The organism is Companilactobacillus sp. FL22-3 (assembly GCF_054881455.1).
Genome location: NZ_JBTYYZ010000001.1, coordinates 1 through 16,871, shown reverse-complemented (window position 1 = coordinate 16,871; position 16,871 = coordinate 1). Strand labels below are relative to the sequence as shown.

The following is a 16,871-nucleotide window of genomic DNA, read 5'->3' as shown; positions in this document are numbered from 1 at the left end:
GGCTATATCCTAATTTTTTTTGGCTCTCAACAAAAATATTTGAAACGACGATATTCAGGACTTTTTTTGAGAAGTCTTTATTGATAAGGCATATAGAACTTTTTTGTGAAATAGACGAAACGGAGGGTATAAAATGAGTTAAGATACTTGTAATAATAGTGGCAGCGTAAACATTGCTTTTTGTAAGCTAATCATTAGGAGTCTGTTGCATTTATGTTGATAATTAATTGTGAGAAATGGGAGGCGATATTTTGTCTAAGATATTTGAAGTGAATGAACTTTTTTATCAAGTCGGTGAGACAAAGATTTTAAAAAACATTAATTTAGACATCGAACAAGGCCAATACCTGACTTTTATTGGGCCGTCTGGGAGTGGGAAGAGTACCTTGATGCGGATCTTGGCTTCGATGATCAGTCCTACTTCAGGAAAGGTGCTTTTTCAAGGGGATGATATTGAAACTTTAGAGCCAACTCAATATCGGCGAAAAGTCTCATATGCCTTTCAGCAGCCAACACTATTTGGAAAGACAGTCCGTGATAATTTGATGTTTCCATTTGAAGTTCGTAATCAACAATTTGATGAAAGTAAGGTTGATCAGTACTTGAAAATGGTCAATCTGGAATCGGATTATTTAGACAAGAGCGTCAATGATGTTTCTGGAGGCGAAAAACAACGGATCGCTTTGTTGCGTAATTTGTTGTTTCAACCAGAAGTTTTGATAACGGATGAAGTTACTGCTGGTCTGGATGCTGAAAATAAAAACATTGTCCATAAGATGTTAAATGACTTCAATCAACAAGGACTCACGATTCTGCGAGTTACACATGACGAAACCGAAATTGACGATTCGGCTGATACGGTGACAATTAAGGGAGGAGAGCTTGTAAATGACTAATTTAACGGTTTCTAATTCAACCTTAGCATTAGGATTTGTCTTGGTTTTAGTGGCTCTGATTATTGGCTACGTAGAAAAGTTACATATTGATAAAGATATTATTATTGGCGTTGTGCGGGCTATCGTTCAATTGTCGATCGTTGGATATATTTTAAAATTCGTGATCAAAGCTAATGACATTTGGCTCACCTTGGCCTGCTTTTTGATTATTGTCGGCAATGCTTCTTGGAACGCAGGTAAACGTGGTAACGGTATTCCTAAAGCCTTTCAATCGTCGTTGTTAGCTATCTTTGTGGGGACAACTATTACTTTGGCGACATTAGTTCTGACTGGTTCAATCAAGTTTGTTCCTGAACAGATCGTTCCTGTAACCGGAATGATTGCCAGCAATATTATGGTGGCGATTGGGTTATGTTATCGGAATATGAAACAGACCTATACAGATCGTCATCAACAAGTTTTGGAAAAATTGGCTTTGGGAGCAGATGTGAAATTAGCTTCGTTAGATATTTTGCGTGATTCAATTAAGAGTGGAATGCAACCAACCATCGATTCGATCAAAACACTGGGATTAGTTAGTTTGCCTGGAATGATGTCCGGTTTGATTTTTGCTGGAGTTGATCCAGTTAAGGCCATCAAATACCAAATTATGGTAACTTTTATGTTACTATCAGGAACAAGTATTGGATCGATTATTTCTTGTTACTTGGGCTATAAACAGTTCTTTAATCACCGTAAACAATTAAAGAATGAACTTATTTCTTAGCTTTCTTAAAATAGACCTACTATGTAGGTCTATTTTTTTATATAATTGGTACAATGGGATGTGATGTAGATTTGAAGTTAGCAGTTATAGAAATTGGATCTAACTCCATTAGAACATCAGTGTACAGATCTTCAAAAAAGAATCGTTTTAAAACTTTAGACCGTTGGCGTGAACCAGTGAGACTAGGAAAATCTATTACTCAAAGTCGACTCTTGACCAACGATCAAATTGAAGAAACAATTGATGTTTTAAAGAAATTTCAAATTCGAATTGAAAGATACCAAGTTGATCGAATCAGCTTGATTGCCACTGCCGCTGTTAGAATGGCTAAGAACCAGGAGCAATTGATCTTTGCTGTTCTCAAAGAAACAGGCTTAAGACTAGAGATCATTAACGAAAAAGAAGAAGCATACTATGATTACGTTGCAGTGAGAAGTACGATGCGGATCAAAGATGCGTTGATCGTTGATGTTGGTGGCGGAAGCAGTGAAATTAGTTTGGCTAAGAAAGGTCGGCTCAAACATGGTTTGAGTATTCCAATCGGGGCCATTTCAATTTCTGATTTGTATTTAGCGAGTGATCCAATCCAAGCAGAAAAATTACAAGCAGCAAGAAAAGATATCGCTCAGCGTTTAGAAGACCTGCACTGGATGAGTGCGCCAGCAACCTTTGTTGGCCTTGGTGGTACTTTGCGCGCTGTGACGAGTATTTTGAATCGTGAAGGTAAAAATAAAAAAACCTTGCACAATTCAGTTATTTCGTGTGACCAAATCGACGAACTCTTTGATAAATTGATTCACGCTTCTCTTGAAGAACGAAGTCAAATCAAAGAATTGAGCGATGGTAGATACGAAGTTATTTTGGGAGGCATTTTAATAATTTCTGAGATTATTAAAAAAACCCCCTCTAAAGAAATTCGTTTTTCGAATTTCGGCGTTAGAGAAGGTTATGTCTTTAGTTATTTTCACAAAATGAATCTTCAAGATAAATGATAATTATGCACGGCTTGGAATAGTCATCTTAGCAGAAGCTAAAATGTGTCCGTCCATCTTGTGCAGTAGTTCGTTCATCCAGAAACCATTTTCCAAATCAAGATTGTCATCTAGAGCAAATACCTTGAGTACGTAATCATGGGTTTGATCAGGTGGATAAGGTCCGTTGTAACCTGTGGCCACATCTTTAGGACCATCTAGTAATGGACTGGCAGAACTATTTTTGCCTTGAACGACTGGTTTATTGGCAATTTGACTGAAGTTCTCAGGTATCTCAACTTGTGAACTAGGAATATTTGCGGCTGTCCAGTGAATCCATTCAAATCCACAAACTGGAATGGAGTCAGGATCAGTAAAAGTCAAAGCAATAGTTTTTGCGTCTGCTGGAATATCTGATAATTTAATTGGGAAACTGATAACCGGTTTCCCATTTTTTATATCATCTGGAGCAGCGTATTTACCATATTTGTCTGGCAATAAGTTGTTAGGTAAGTCTACTTTTATTTCCATACAAAAATCTCCTTTATATGAGGTAATAATAATGCAACAAATAAATCTTAATGAATTGCCTGATTTCATTGTAGAACAGGTTGAAAACATTGAACAACAATATAATAAGAAAATTGAGATATATTCCCAATTCGAACCACAAAAACTTTTAACATTAGATCAAGCTAATCATACTGTGGATCAAGATCTCGTTAAGGTTGTAATTACTAATGAAAAATATGCCGATTTCGTCTTGAGTCACGAGTTACATCATATTGAATTGGAATTCTCCGATGAGCCAAATATTTCCTCTGCAGTGACGACTGGTCAACGTGAGCGTGATGAGAGAGTTCTGGCGATTGCTAATTCAGTCTTCGAGACTTTGGAACACGTTACGGTTTTAAAGCGTCAAAAAGCTGATCAAACTTTGACGGATGAAGTCAAGGCCGAATACTTGAAGGGCCTTGAAATAGCTTTACATCCTAACGTTTCGTTAGATAATGCCAATATGCGTTTCTTCCGGACTGTAATCATGTTCGATGGAATGATTTTCGGTGAACATGCTTTAGATGATAAATGGAAAGACGAATTTCCTACATCATTTAAGTATGCTTTGAAGATGGCTAAAATTGTTGAAGAAAACGACTTGACGGTTCCCTTCCAATTCAGAAGAGCTTTGGTTAATAGTCTCGATGCTTATAATGAAATTATTATTTCCAACGGTTATCAAGGAATGCATTTCCATACTTTCTTGAACGTCACACCGGTCGTATCCAAGCGTCAATTACGTTTGAGTTTGAACCAAGTCTATCAGATCAAGCATTCCGAATATAAGAACCGGGCTACTGGTCGAGACGGCTTTGCTCTGATCAGCATCAACGATGGTCAAAGCGTGGCCACTTTGAATCTTGACCCTAATAAAGTCACCCCCGAATTTTACAAAACTTTCTATCAATATACAGTTGAACAAGTTTTTAAGGAACAAGGAACTGATTATTTAATAAGATAGGAGAAAATAATGTCCGATAAAATTGAAGAGTTTAAAGAATTGTTAGCACAAGCTAAGTTTGTAACTTTTCTAACTGGTGCCGGCGTTTCCGTACCATCAGGGATTCCTGATTATCGTTCAAAAAATGGGTTGTACAAGCGCAAGAACTACAATTTTCCACCTGAATATATGTTGAGCCATGATAATTTGGTCAAACATCCGGATATCTTTCATGAGTTCGTGGTCGAAAATATGTATTTTCCTGACGCACAACCGAATATCATTCATCAAAAAATGGCCGAGATCAGCAATCAAAAAGGTGCAATCGTCACGCAAAATGTTGACAAACTGCATACGAAGGCTGGGGCAAAAAATGTCGTAGAATTTCATGGTAATTTATACGATAATATTCATTGCCTAACTTGTGGCAAAGAGTTTGATTACAAGTATTATTTAAAGGATTTTCGCCATCATGAGGACAACGGGATCATTCGTCCGGGGACAACTGTCTTATATGGTGAGAATATCAATCCAAAGAATTTTCAAAATGCGGCCTTAGCAGTTCAAAAAGCTGATCTTTTAGTAGTTGTCGGAACTAGTTTCAAAGTTTATCCATTTGCAGGATTATTAGAGTACAGTTCACCCCAAGCTAAATTGGTTGTCATTAATAAAGAAGATTTAAACCTTGATTCATCTATTTTGGCTATCGCAGACGATGCCACGAACGTTTTTTCACAAATTTAAAAAAATGCTATACTTAATATCAATTTAGTAGCGGTGGAGGTTAATATATTGACTGAAGAGAAAAAGACTTTTTATATCACAACACCCATTTATTATCCATCTGGAAAATTAACAATTGGGAACTCATATACAACGATCGCAGCGGACACGTTGGCTCGTTATAAACGTAATGAAGGCTATGATGTGTTCTTCTTAACGGGAACTGATGAACATGGTCTCAAGATCGAACAAAAAGCTGAAGAAAAACACATGGAGCCACAAGAATACGTGGACATGATGGCTAAAGGAATCAAAGAGCTTTGGAAGAAGCTTGATATCTCAAATGACAAGTTCATTCGTACGACTGATGACTATCACGTTAAAGCAGTTCAAAAGATCATTGAACGTCTGATTAAACAAGGGGATATTTATTTAGGCGAATACAAAGGCTGGTATTCAGTCGATGATGAAGAATACTTCACCGAATCACAAATGGCTGAAGTTTATCATGATGATGACGGTAATGTTATCGGTGGGAAAGCTCCTTCTGGTCACGAAGTTCAATTGGTTAAAGAGCCTTGCTACTTCTTTAAGATGAGCAAATATGCTGACCGTTTATTGAAGTATTACGAAGATAATCCAACTTTCATCGAACCAGAGATTCGTAAGAATGAAATGATCAATAATTTCATTAAGCCAGGATTGGAAGATCTAGCTATTTCTAGAACTACTTTCAATTGGGGCGTACAAATTCCAAGTAATCCAGAGCACGTGGTTTATGTATGGGTCGATGCACTTTTGAACTATATTACAGCTCTAGGATATGGCAGTGATGATGAATCACTCTTCAATAAATACTGGCCTGCTAATGTTCAATTTGTCGGTAAGGAAATCGTCCGTTTCCACACTATCTATTGGCCAATTATTTTGATGGCTTTAGGGATTGATTTGCCTAAGCAAGTCTTTGGTCATGGCTGGTTGTTGATGAGACACGGTAAGATGTCTAAGTCGAAAGGTAATGTTGTCTATCCAGAGATGTTAGTTTCTAGATATGGTTTGGATTCACTACGCTATTATCTAATGCGAGCTATACCATTTGGTAGTGATGGTGTCTTCACACCCGAAGATTATGTCGACAAGATCAATTATGACCTCGCTAACGATTTAGGTAATTTATTGAACAGAACTATTTCAATGATCAATAAATATGACGATGGTAAGATCGTAACTGTCAAAGCAGCTACTGAACTTGATAAGGATCTTGAAGCAGAATATGCCAAGACATTAGTAGCTTATCGTGAACACATGGATAAGTTTGAATTTCCCGATGCATTAGCTAGCGTTTGGTCATTCATTGGACGTGCTAACAAGTATATTGACGAAACACAACCATGGGTTTTGGCAAAAGATGAAGCTAAGAAGGCTGAATTACAATCAGTTCTTGGTCATTTAGCTGAATCATTGCGTTTAATTGCCCTTTTGATCAGCCCAGTAATGACTCAATCACCTGTTAAGATGTTTGCCCAATTAGGACTTGATTATGATCATGATAAGTCACTTGAATTTGGCGACACAGTAGTTGGCAAGACTGTAACCGACAAACCAGAACCAATCTTCCCACGTCTTGATGCTGAAGAAGAAGTTAATTACATTAAAGGCAAGATGGCAGAAGAACAAGCTAAGCATGGTACTGGCAAGTTGAGTAAATCTGCTCAAGCTAAAGCTAAAGAACAAGCAGAAGAAGATGACGAATTCCCTAAAGAAATCGAATTCGATGATTTTGCCAAAGTTAAGATGGTCGTAACAGAAATTCTTGACGTTAAACCGGTTGAAAACTCAAGTAAATTGTTGCAATTCAAACTAGACGATGGTTCAGGCGTTGACCGTCAGATCCTTTCAGGAATGCACAAATTCTATCCTAACTACAAAGAATTGATCGGTAAGAAAGTGCTGGCAGTTGTTAACTTGAAGCCTCGTCGGATGGTTGGCGAATGGAGTAACGGTATGTTGCTTTCAACTGAAAAGGGTGATGAAGTCAAACTGGCAATCGTTGATGATTCACACAAAAATGGAGCTATTTTAGGCTAATGAAAATCTTTGATACGCATACACATTTAAATGACGAGGCTTTTGCAGGTAAGACGCAACAGTTCATTGATAATGCAAAGGAATTAGATGTTGTTGAGATGGCTATTATCGGTTCAAACGAACAATTTAACCTCGATGCGATTCGACTAGCCCAAAATTACCAACCATTGCATGCCGTTGTTGGCTGGCATCCAGAATTTGCTGAAGAGTATAATCAAACGCAGCTGATCAATCAAATCCAGCTACCCGAGGTAGTTGCTATTGGTGAAATTGGTCTCGATTATCATTGGGAAGAAGATCCAGATCCAAAGATTCAACAAAAGGTCTTGATTCAACAACTCGATGTTGCTCAACAATATAACATGCCAGTCTCAATTCATTGTCGTGATGCGTTTGATGATATGTATCGTATTTTGAAAGACCATGATATGTCGAAGTCCGGTATCATCATGCACAGTTTCAACGGTGATCTTAAATGGCTGAATAAGTTCTTGGACTTAGGTTTGTGGATTTCATACAGTGGAGTCGTTTCTTTTAAGAATGCTCCAGAAGTTCATGAATCGGCAAAGAATACGCCCTTAGATCGCCTATTAGTTGAAACAGACGCCCCTTATTTAACTCCCGAGCCTTATCGTGGACATGCTAATCAACCAGCTTATACGAGATATGTGGTCGATGCGATTGCCAAATATAAGGATATTGCACCGAATGAGATTGCTGAACGGACTTTCAATAATGCTCACCAAGTGTATAATCTACCAGTATGAAAAAAATAAAAGAGATTATCGTAGTTGAAGGTAAGTCGGACACCAATCGCCTAAAAGATTGCTTTGGAGACTTAGGCGTCGACACGATTGAAACGACTGGCTCAGCTATCAGTCAAGAAACAATTGCTAGAATCAAAGCAGCTCAAAAAAAACGTGGCGTGATTATCTTTACTGATCCAGACTTTAACGGCAACCGTTTGCGCACCATCATTCAAAAGGCGGTCCCTGATGCTAAACAGGCCTTTTTGCCCCGTAACAAAGCCGTTCCTAAGCATAGTGATGGCAGTCTAGGTATCGAACATGCTAAAGACGAAGATATCAAATCCGCATTAGCAGCTGTTTATACGCAAACTGAAAGTGATTTTAAGGATTACGACCAATCTGATATGGTTAATTTAGGACTGATTGGACGAACTGATTCTCATCAGCGGCGCTTATTCGTTGGTTCCGAGTTGAAGATAGGCTACACGAATGCGAAACAGTTTTTGAATCGTTTGAATATGTTTCAAGTGGCACCGAAAGATTTGTTAGCAGCGGTTAAAAATTTTGATAAAGGAAGTACTCATGACACAAAATAGATTAAGTATTGCTGATCCTATTCGTACGAATGACATCATGCGTAAATATAAATTGCGTGCAAAGAAAAGTTTAGGACAAAATTTCTTAACCAATGAAAAAGTTTTAGACGATATTGTTGATGCATCTGGATTAAAATCTGATGAGATTGCCATTGAAATTGGACCTGGTATCGGTGCCTTGACGGAAAAATTAGCTCAAGTAGCCGAACACGTCTATGCTTTTGAAATCGATGATAGTTTGATACCAGTTTTAGCCGATACATTGCAATATTACGAAAATATCGATGTGATCAATCAAGATATTTTAAAAGTCGATCTTGATCAATTTGTTAAAGACCATGATTTAGTAGGTAAAACAATCAAAGTTGTAGCTAATTTGCCTTATTACATTACGACACCGATTATGTTGAACTTGATTGAAAGTGACTATCCATTCCAATCCTTAGTACTGATGATGCAAAAGGAAGTTGCTGAAAGAATCACTGCTAATCCAGGACATCGTGAATATGGTTCCTTGTCGATCGCCGTCCAAACGCAAATGAATGCTAGAATCGACCGGATTGTCGGTAGCAAGTCATTCATTCCTCGTCCCAAAGTTGATTCAGCGGTCGCAGTGCTTGATCGATTACCCAAAGAGCAGATTGATATCGCAGATCCAATCTTTTTCAATAAATTGGTACGTTCAGCTTTTATGCAAAAACGTAAGAGTTTAATGAATAATTTATTGAATTGGCTAGGCCGTACCGATGAAAATCGTGAAAAAATAAAAAATGTTTTTGAAAAATGTGGAATTGCTGAAAATGCCCGTGCAGAGCAAGTTTCAATCGATCAATTTAAACAGATGGCCGTAGAGTTTGCTAAGTAAAAGGTTAACTACCTCAAGATTTTGTTGAAATTTTCACAAAAACGTGGTAAAATTTCACTCCTAAGGAGTGATTATTATAATGCCAACATCATTAAAGACAATTAAAAGTCGACTAGATTCACACTTAGGTGAGAATTTGACCATTGTCGCACAAGCAGGTCGTAAGAAAGTTGTCCGTCGCCGGGGAACTTTAGCAGAAACGTTCCATTCAGTATTTGTCGTAGATTTGGATCAAAATGAAAATTCTTTTGAACGTGTTTCATACAGCTATGCTGATTTGTTAACAAAGTCAATTGATATTCAATTTGATGGTGAAGAACCCGCTGAAGCTGCTTCAGACGCTGAAACTGAAGCTGAAGCTGAATAGTTATAATAAGCTTTTGTTAATTTGAAGACACACAAGATATTGTCAGTCTTTGAACATTGATTTTGAATAACCTCTGATTTCACACATCGAATCAGAGGTCTTTTTTTGTGAAAGTTAAGATAATCTATTGACTTGGTTCGAAAAAAACATGAATTGTTCATTGTTTTGCTTTATAATCTTGTAGGTAGATATGTTTTTAGGAGAAAAAAAGATGAAAACACGAAGAAGCGAACGTTTAATTGACATGACTCGCTATTTATTAGAACGACCACATACCTTGATTTCTTTGGCATTTTTTGCAGATCGTTACGAATCAGCCAAGTCATCAATTTCTGAGGATTTAGGTATTTTGAGAAGAACTTTTATGATTCGGGGAATCGGAGTTCTTGAAACTTTACCTGGAGCTGGTGGGGGAGTAATTTTCACACCGGGAATTTCCAAAAAAGAAGCGACTGAATTTGTTGAGAGTACTGCCAAACGCTTAGTCGAACCCAATAGAATTCTGCCCGGAGGGTATTTATATTTGACAGATTTATTGGCTGATCCGGAGCTGTTGAGAACTGTTGGCCGCATGATTGCTACACAGTACTCACAGAGTTCAATTGATGTCGTCATGACAGTTGCCACAAAAGGTATACCAATTGCCCAAAGTGTCGCTAATTTCTTAAATATTCCATTTGTTATGGTCCGTCGTGATTCAAAGATCACAGAAGGTTCAACAATTAGTGTCAACTATGCGTCTGGTTCATCGGACCGAGTGGAAAAGATGGAACTTTCTAAACGAAGTCTTGATGAAGGCTCACGGGTGTTAGTAGTTGATGACTTCATGAAAGGCGGCGGTACGATCAATGGCTTGCGTAGTTTGATCTCTGAATTTAACGCTATCTTTGTTGGTGCGACCGTCTTTGCCGAAAATATTAATATTCACAGTCAGTTTAGTGATGAAGATGTGACTTCTATTTTTAAAGTGACTAAAATCGATACAAAAAATAAGATTTTGAACGTTGAAGCAGGAAATTATTTGACTAATACCGATTTCAGTTATTTTGAGTAAATTCTTAATTGAGCAGTCATATATAATAATGCTATTATATATAAGGATATTTGAATGACTGAAGGGAGTTTCTGATGTCGAATCGTTATGTAATAATTCTTGCTGCCGGAAAAGGCACGAGAATGAAGTCTAGACTATATAAAGTCTTGCACCCTGTTGCAGGGAGAGCCATGGTTGACCATGTGTTGACACAGGTGGAGAAGGTTAAGCCAGATTTGATCGAGACGGTTATCGGTAATGGTGCTGATAAAGTTCAAGAACTATTGGGCGACCGGACTAAATATGCCTTGCAAACAGAACAATTAGGTACAGGCCATGCTGTATTGCAAACTGAGGATGTTTTGGGAGATAAAGATGGTATTACTCTAGTGGCTACTGGTGATACACCTTTGTTTAGATCTGAAACATTTGAAAAGTTGTTTGATTTTCATGAAAAAGAAGGCGCTGCAGCAACAATCTTAACTGCTCATGCTGATGATCCGTTCGGTTATGGACGAATCATTCGTGACGGCAACGGTAATGTTGAGAAGATCGTTGAACAAAAGGATGCCTCAAGAAGTGAACAAGAAGTTCAAGAAATCAATACTGGTGTCTTGTGCTTTGATAATAAGTTGTTATTTGAAAACTTGCACAAAGTTAAGAATGATAATGCTCAAGGCGAATACTATTTGCCTGATGTGATTTCATTGCTTAAACAACAAGGTAAAAAAGTTTCTGCCTATCAAATGGCTGATTTGAGCGAATCACTTGGTGTCAATGACCGAGTTGCTCTATCTAAAGCTGAGAAGATCATGCAGAGAAGAATCAATGAAGAACACATGCGCGACGGTGTAACAATCGTTGATCCAGATAATACTTATATCGATGTTGATGTTGAAATCGGCAACGATACTGTCATCGAACCAAATGTTAAGATCTTTGGTCAAACTAAGATCGGTTCAGAATGTGTTATCGGTTCAGGCTCAAGAATTTCTGATTCTGAGATTCAAGACAATGTTGAAGTGATCAGCTCAACGATTGAAAATGCTATTATGCATAAGGGAAGTAATGTTGGCCCTAATTCACATCTTAGACCAAAAGCAGAGATTGGCCGTGATGTTCATATCGGTAATTTCTGTGAAATCAAAAACGCTAAGATTGGCGATCGGACTAAGGTAGGTCATCTAACATATGTTGGTGACGCTACTTTGGGTACGGATATCAATGTCGGTTGTGGTGTAGTATTTGTTAACTACGACGGTGTCAAGAAATGGCACAGCAATATCGGCGACCATTCATTTATTGGCAGCAACTCTAATATTATTGCTCCAGTTGAAATGGCTGATCATTCGTTTATCGCTGCAGGTTCAACGATTACAGATGATATTCCTAAGCATGCAATGGCAATTGCACGTCAAAGACAAACAAATAAAGAGGATTTCTGGGAAAGATTACCTCTGTCAAATAGTGAAGAATGGAAATAAGGGTGAATAATTAAATGTCATGTCAAAATAACGAACGACCAATGAAGATTTTTGCATTGAATTCAAACAAGCCTTTAGCTGAAAAAATTGCTAAAGAGGTTGGTGTACCATTAGGTAAATCATCAGTTACACGTTTCAGTGACGGTGAAATTCAAATTAATATTGATGAGAGTATTCGTGGTGCCGAAGTTTTCTTGATTCAATCAACTTCAGCTCCAGTTAACGATAATTTAATGGAACTTTTGATCATGGTTGACGCCTTGAGACGTGCTTCAGCATCAGTAATCAACGTGGTGATTCCATACTACGGTTACGCACGACAAGATCGTAAATCACGTTCCCGTGAACCAATTACAGCTAAGTTAGTTGCTAACATGTTGCAACGTGCCGGCGTAGATCGTGTGCTTGCACTTGATTTACATGCTGCCCAAATTCAAGGATTCTTTGATATCCCAGTTGATCACTTGATGGGTGCCCCATTATTGGCTGACTACTTCTTATCAAATCATCTTGAAGAAGATGCTGTGGTTGTTTCACCTGACCATGGTGGTGTTACACGTGCTAGAAAATTAGCTGAATTTTTGAAGACCCCAATTGCAATTATTGATAAACGTCGTCCTCGTGCTAATGTTGCCGAAGTGATGAACATTATCGGTAATGTTAAAGGCAAACGAGCTATCATTATTGATGATATGATCGATACTGCCGGTACTATTTCACTTGCTTCACAAGCTTTGATCGACGCTGGAGCTACAGAAGTTTATGCTTGTTGTACACATCCAATCCTTTCCGGCCCAGCTATTGAAAGAATCGAAGCTTCTCCTATTAAGACATTGGTTGTAACAGATTCAATCAATCTTCCTCAGGAAAAAGTTATCGACAAGATGGTTCAAGTTTCAGTAGGTCCACTGATTGGTGAAGCTATCAAACGTATTCATGACAACGAACCAGTTAGTCCATTATTCAATACACGTTTTGAAAGAAAAACAAAATAATTATATTAAAATATAACAAAAATACCATTATTTTATATTAAAAAATAATGGTATTTTTGCGTTTTTATATATAAAAATGATATCTTTCTTTATTCACAAAAGCTATAATCGAATCGATTAAAAACTTATATTTGATGGCAATGATGTGGATAGGGAGGTATCAACAGTGTTTAGAGTGAGGATTGTTTGTTGTGCAGTTTTTATTTCGCTTTCATTAATACTTTTAAACGTTAAGATAGTAGCAGCAGATGCGACTGGAGATGCACTTGCTGAGGCTGAGTACGGTTTGAGTATTGCTCCTAATAAACTGATACTTAATAGTGATTTATTTACAGTTGGAGATTTGAGTCAGTATGATGATCCAAGCAATACTTTGACGGGAAAGGGGAAAAATCTGGCCCAACTTCAAACGGTCGATGGTCGTCCAGTTTCGGCTAGTAATCCTTATCGGGCAATTAGAATGACTTATAATAAAGGCCAAACTGCTTCAATCTGGTCAAATATGAGTGGCAGTAATTATTTTGACCTCGGGAAAGATCAGACTTTAACTATGTGGCTGTATTTTGGTAGGGCGAAGGTAAAACCTGGTGATGGCATGGCCTTTGTACTCCAAAATGATCCTAAAGGTACAGGTGCTTTTTCTAGTCTGTATAATAAAATTGGTGCTGGTGAAACTTTGGGTGTTTGGGGAGTCGATACGGATTATAGTGTAGATAGTAATATTACACTTGCTAAATCAGCCATTCAAAATAGTTGGGCACTTGAGTTTGATAGTAATAAAAATACTAATCCTGCTCCAGGAGGCGCTGACTACTTTGATGCAAATATTGCTACCGGTTCGCAACATATTGCTGATGGTGAACCTGGAGATTCTAAAATGTATAGACGATACGGAACTAAACCAACTTTCACTTGGTTGGGGCACCTTAAAGATGGCGGATATTATTACTCTATGGCTCACGGTAATGCTTCAAGCGCCGCTTTAACAGATGGTTTATGGCACCATTTGACAATTAAGTGGGACGCAGCCAAAAAGATTTTACATTATAGTTTTAATGACAAGAAAATGGATGGATCAAAAGGAGATTATCCAATTGAACAGAATGTGCCAATCGATACCAATATCTTTGGTACAGTAAATCAAAATAAATTACTCTGGGGTTTTACTGCTACCACAGGTGACTACTACCAGCCTAATTTAGTTGTTTTTGAATCGATTCCGGCCGTAGTAGAAGGTGATGTCAGTTCTTCGATTCAAGATATTACCAAGAATGAAGATGTTAAAGCTAATGGAATAGTTGATTCTTCTGATAAACTGGCACTTAATTATAAATTAACTTATCAAAGCGGTAATAAGGCTTGGTCCAATATTCAAGCTAAGTTGGTTTTACCAAGTCTGCTTAATTACCCATCTACCGGGACCCTTGGCAAGATTACTTATAGTGATGGTTCAGTCGAAGATATTCCAGCCTCAAGTCTAACTAAAGATCATACTTTGAATCTTACATTAAAGAAGTCATTGTCAAATTCATTGAATAAAGCCACGATTACGATCAATGGAACTGCCCCCAATGTCAACGTTCAGACTCTTGTACCAGAAGTTCGTTCGGTAATTGACAGTCCGGTTTTAATTAAGTCAGTCGATACCATACCTTTTTATATCGCTAAGAGTAAACCATTGCTGTTGAGTGTGGATCAAAATGAACTTACCGTAAATCCAAATGATTCCGCCAAGATAACCGGCAAAGTATCTAATAATGATGGATCGGCGGTCAATAATTCTCAAATTACGATCTATCCCACCTTAAACGGAACCAACTTGGCGGCCTTTCCATTGGGAAGTAGTGGTACTGATGGCAAGTTGACTTATCAAGTTCCTTACGCTAAATTGACTCAAGAAAAAAATACATTAACCTTATATGCCAAAGATACTACAGGTAATATTTCCAATAGTGTATCGGTAATTATTTCAAAACAAGGTTCATTATCATTAACGGTGAAGGATTCCAGTTTTAAAACAGTCAATCAAACCTTTGCAGATCGGCTGATTCCCAGAAATGGTGACTGGGATATCAAAGTTAATGATAGCCGTGATGCAGGTCAAGCATGGCAACTGTCGGCTACTAGTACGGGATTGTTCTGCGGAACGACCAAATTTCTTGGCAATATTATTTTTCGTGATTCGTATAGCCATGAAAACGAGTTTAGTACAAATTCGCCAGTTATAATCGCTGATGGAGTAAAGACTGGTAACAATATGCAAATAACCAATATTAATGATAGTTGGAATTCTGCTACCGGGATCTTATTAAAAGCTACCGGACAAGAACTGGCAGGTTTATATTCTGGAAAAATAGTTTGGACATTAGTAGATTCCTCTAAGTAACAGGACCTCTTTTAAGTAGAAATATCCTTACCTTTTAAAACTTATGATATTTTTATCAGAAATAAATATCGTTTTTAACAAAAAATTTTATTACGGTCTATAATATAAAGTGATAGATTTATTTCTGCAATGTAAAGTTTTAAAAGAGGTTTAGTATGAAAAAGAGATTATTTATATGGCCAACTATTTTATTATTACTATTACTTTGTTTTGTCGAGACGACTGAAAATAATACTTTTGCTGATTCTTCTATTGATGCTCTTAATGATGTAATTGCAGGATTGCAAAGTGCGCCAGATAACTTGGGACTTAAAGACAAGAATGGCAATGTCTTATTTGTACCAGGAGATTTTAGCGGGTATTCAGGCAATCCAACCAATAAGGCGCTTCTTCTAAATTCTAGTGCTAGTACTACTGGAGTTTTGCGAGCCATTCGAATGACTAGCTACAAGAACGAAACTGCCGCCATGTGGTCGAATGTAGCAAACAATAATTATATTGATTTAGGGCAAAATCAAACGTTGTCAATGTGGCTATATTTTGGTGATACAAGGGTGACACGTGCGGATGGAATGGCATTCGTTATGCAGAATTCGGATGCCGGAATCAAAGCATTTTCCAATAAAAATGGAAGTATTGCCGGTGGTGAGACTTTAGGAACTTGGGCTGTCGATAATGATAGAGATGTTAGTTCCAATGTTGATTTAGCTAAAACGGCTATTCAAAACAGTTGGGCTTTGGAGTTTGATACTCATGTGAATAATAGTGCAACTCCTGGGGCTGCAGATTATTTTGACTCAGGGAGTAATATAACTGGCCAACATATTGCTTACGGAGAGCCGGGAAATTTTCTTACTTATAATCGTCAAGGTACTAAACCAAGTTACTTCATGGGGACTTATTTGAGCGGTGGATATTATTATTCTATGGCGCATGGTGAGGCTCAAAATGTTAATTTGATCAACGGACAATGGCACCACTTAACACTTCATTGGTATGCGACCCCTGGTGATCAACATATAACATATAGTTTCGATGATAAGAATCCTGATGGTTCAAAAGGTACTGATCCGAAAAGTGCGACTGTTCCCGTTGATACGTCATTATTCGGGACTGTTCCTAATAATAAACTCCGCTGGGGATTTACAGCAACCACTGGTGATTACTATGAACCCAATTTAGTTGCTTTTGAATCTATTCCCTCTTTAGTTGAAGGTGATATAACTTCAAGAATTGATGATCTCACTCAGGATAAAACAGTTGAAACTAATGGGACGGTCAATTCAGGCGATAAATTAGGAGTCAATTATCTTTTGAAATATCAAAGTGGTAATGAAGATTGGTCTAATATTCAAGCTAAACTGATATTGCCTTCATACGTTACCTATCCAACTACTGGCAATGTCGGTACAATAACGTATAGTGATGGCACAATTGAAAATATCCCTGCAAGT

At 37.7% G+C, this 16,871-nt stretch carries 16 protein-coding genes; 15 read left to right on the top strand and 1 reads right to left on the bottom strand.

Annotated features, from left to right (window positions below; genetic code table 11):
- The first annotated feature begins 251 nt into the window (after positions 1–251).
- The 3 genes from ACYT32_RS00080 (at position 252) to ACYT32_RS00070 (ending at position 2,654) form a co-directional block, all read left to right on the top strand.
- Positions 252–896, top strand: a complete 645-nt coding sequence (locus ACYT32_RS00080) for an ABC transporter ATP-binding protein (RefSeq protein WP_395263899.1) — start codon at positions 252–254, stop codon at positions 894–896.
- Positions 889–1,662 carry an ABC transporter permease gene (locus ACYT32_RS00075; RefSeq protein WP_395263898.1) on the top strand — a complete coding sequence of 258 codons (774 nt, stop codon included), beginning with the start codon at positions 889–891 and terminating at the stop codon, positions 1,660–1,662. The genes ACYT32_RS00080 and ACYT32_RS00075 overlap by 8 nt, the downstream gene beginning before the upstream one ends.
- Positions 1,663–1,733: 71 nt before the next feature.
- On the top strand, positions 1,734–2,654 hold the full coding sequence (locus ACYT32_RS00070) for a Ppx/GppA phosphatase family protein (RefSeq protein WP_395263897.1): 921 nt from the start codon (positions 1,734–1,736) through the stop codon (positions 2,652–2,654).
- 3 nt (positions 2,655–2,657) lie between these two features.
- On the opposite strand, the gene ACYT32_RS00065 is transcribed toward ACYT32_RS00070, so the two are convergent.
- A complete protein-coding gene (locus tag ACYT32_RS00065; protein WP_395263896.1) occupies positions 2,658–3,164 on the bottom strand; it encodes a YbhB/YbcL family Raf kinase inhibitor-like protein in 507 nt (168 codons plus the stop codon).
- Between the two features lie 31 nt (positions 3,165–3,195).
- Here ACYT32_RS00065 and ACYT32_RS00060 point away from each other — a divergent pair, with 31 nt between their 5' ends.
- From ACYT32_RS00060 to ACYT32_RS00005, 12 genes are all read left to right on the top strand, one after another.
- Positions 3,196–4,152 carry a hypothetical protein gene (locus ACYT32_RS00060; protein ID WP_395263895.1) on the top strand — a complete coding sequence of 319 codons (957 nt, stop codon included), beginning with the start codon at positions 3,196–3,198 and terminating at the stop codon, positions 4,150–4,152.
- Positions 4,153–4,173: 21 nt separating this feature from the next.
- On the top strand, positions 4,174–4,875 hold the full coding sequence (locus ACYT32_RS00055; RefSeq protein WP_395264163.1) for an NAD-dependent protein deacylase: 702 nt from the start codon (positions 4,174–4,176) through the stop codon (positions 4,873–4,875).
- A 48-nt stretch (positions 4,876–4,923) separates the two neighbouring features.
- A complete protein-coding gene (metG, locus tag ACYT32_RS00050) occupies positions 4,924–6,942 on the top strand; it encodes a methionine--tRNA ligase (protein WP_395263894.1) in 2,019 nt (672 codons plus the stop codon).
- A complete protein-coding gene (locus ACYT32_RS00045) occupies positions 6,942–7,709 on the top strand; it encodes a TatD family hydrolase (RefSeq protein WP_395263893.1) in 768 nt (255 codons plus the stop codon). The genes metG and ACYT32_RS00045 overlap by 1 nt, the downstream gene beginning before the upstream one ends.
- Positions 7,706–8,287, top strand: a complete 582-nt coding sequence (gene rnmV, locus ACYT32_RS00040) for a ribonuclease M5 (RefSeq protein WP_395263892.1) — start codon at positions 7,706–7,708, stop codon at positions 8,285–8,287. Before ACYT32_RS00045 ends, rnmV begins: the two co-directional genes overlap by 4 nt.
- Positions 8,274–9,152: a 16S rRNA (adenine(1518)-N(6)/adenine(1519)-N(6))-dimethyltransferase RsmA gene (rsmA, locus tag ACYT32_RS00035; protein ID WP_395263891.1), complete on the top strand. Its 879-nt coding sequence runs from the start codon at positions 8,274–8,276 to the stop codon at positions 9,150–9,152. The genes rnmV and rsmA overlap by 14 nt, the downstream gene beginning before the upstream one ends.
- 79 nt (positions 9,153–9,231) lie before the next feature.
- On the top strand, positions 9,232–9,519 hold the full coding sequence (locus ACYT32_RS00030) for a Veg family protein (protein WP_395263890.1): 288 nt from the start codon (positions 9,232–9,234) through the stop codon (positions 9,517–9,519).
- Positions 9,520–9,730: 211 nt separating this feature from the next.
- The gene (purR, locus tag ACYT32_RS00025; protein WP_395263889.1) at positions 9,731–10,573 is read left to right on the top strand and encodes a pur operon repressor; all 843 of its coding nucleotides are present in this window, start codon (positions 9,731–9,733) and stop codon (positions 10,571–10,573) included.
- A gap of 74 nt (positions 10,574–10,647) precedes the next feature.
- Positions 10,648–12,036, top strand: coding sequence for a bifunctional UDP-N-acetylglucosamine diphosphorylase/glucosamine-1-phosphate N-acetyltransferase GlmU (gene glmU, locus ACYT32_RS00020; RefSeq protein ID WP_395263888.1), 1,389 nt, complete (start codon positions 10,648–10,650; stop codon positions 12,034–12,036).
- A gap of 14 nt (positions 12,037–12,050) precedes the next feature.
- The gene (locus ACYT32_RS00015; protein WP_395263887.1) at positions 12,051–13,031 is read left to right on the top strand and encodes a ribose-phosphate diphosphokinase; all 981 of its coding nucleotides are present in this window, start codon (positions 12,051–12,053) and stop codon (positions 13,029–13,031) included.
- A 166-nt stretch (positions 13,032–13,197) separates the two neighbouring features.
- On the top strand, positions 13,198–15,417 hold the full coding sequence (locus ACYT32_RS00010) for a lectin-like domain-containing protein (RefSeq protein WP_395263886.1): 2,220 nt from the start codon (positions 13,198–13,200) through the stop codon (positions 15,415–15,417).
- Between the two features lie 155 nt (positions 15,418–15,572).
- Positions 15,573–16,871 (top strand): L-type lectin family protein (locus ACYT32_RS00005; RefSeq protein WP_461793334.1); only part of this gene is annotated, 1,299 nt, incomplete at its 3' end.

Bases quoted from the DNA above. Each gene is read 5' to 3' on its own strand.
- ACYT32_RS00075 (WP_395263898.1), top strand. From the start codon at position 889: ATGACTAATTTAACGGTTTCTAATTCAACCTTAGCATTAGGATTTGTC.
- ACYT32_RS00065 (WP_395263896.1), bottom strand. From the start codon at position 3,164: ATGGAAATAAAAGTAGACTTACCTAACAACTTATTGCCAGACAAATAT.
- ACYT32_RS00060 (WP_395263895.1), top strand. From the start codon at position 3,196: ATGCAACAAATAAATCTTAATGAATTGCCTGATTTCATTGTAGAACAG.
- ACYT32_RS00045 (WP_395263893.1), top strand. From the start codon at position 6,942: ATGAAAATCTTTGATACGCATACACATTTAAATGACGAGGCTTTTGCA.
- rnmV (WP_395263892.1), top strand. From the start codon at position 7,706: ATGAAAAAAATAAAAGAGATTATCGTAGTTGAAGGTAAGTCGGACACC.
- rsmA (WP_395263891.1), top strand. From the start codon at position 8,274: ATGACACAAAATAGATTAAGTATTGCTGATCCTATTCGTACGAATGAC.
- ACYT32_RS00030 (WP_395263890.1), top strand. From the start codon at position 9,232: ATGCCAACATCATTAAAGACAATTAAAAGTCGACTAGATTCACACTTA.
- purR (WP_395263889.1), top strand. From the start codon at position 9,731: ATGAAAACACGAAGAAGCGAACGTTTAATTGACATGACTCGCTATTTA.
- glmU (WP_395263888.1), top strand. From the start codon at position 10,648: ATGTCGAATCGTTATGTAATAATTCTTGCTGCCGGAAAAGGCACGAGA.
- ACYT32_RS00015 (WP_395263887.1), top strand. From the start codon at position 12,051: ATGTCATGTCAAAATAACGAACGACCAATGAAGATTTTTGCATTGAAT.